Source organism: Streptomyces sp. PT12 (assembly GCF_003311645.1).
Lineage (GTDB): Bacteria > Actinomycetota > Actinomycetes > Streptomycetales > Streptomycetaceae > Streptomyces.
This window is the reverse complement of the sequence record NZ_QEST01000228.1, coordinates 1-257: the sequence shown is the minus strand read 5'-3', so window position 1 is coordinate 257 and position 257 is coordinate 1. Positions and strand designations below refer to the sequence as shown.

The following is a 257-nucleotide window of genomic DNA, read 5'->3' as shown; positions in this document are numbered from 1 at the left end:
CCTTCGGCCCCTCGCCCGCCACGCCTTGCGTCGCGTTGCAATAGAGCGGGCAGCGCGTGCAGCGATCAACCGCGCGCGCGACGTCACTCAGCGTCTTCACATCATCATCGAGGGCCAATTCGTCGGGCACGCGCGTCCGCCATTTGTCGGTCAGAGGGTTAGCGAGAGAAACGGCCGCTTCGCGCATGCGTTCCACCCGTGCCCCGGCGCCCGCGAGCAACGGCGCGATATCCTGCGCCTCGGGCAGGTTCTTCCAA

The 257-nt window shown here is 67.3% G+C and carries 1 protein-coding gene; it reads right to left on the bottom strand.

What is annotated here, in order from left to right; genetic code table 11:
* Positions 1-257: hypothetical protein (locus DEH69_RS24255; RefSeq protein ID WP_220131335.1), on the bottom strand; the 257-nt coding region annotated here is incomplete at both ends.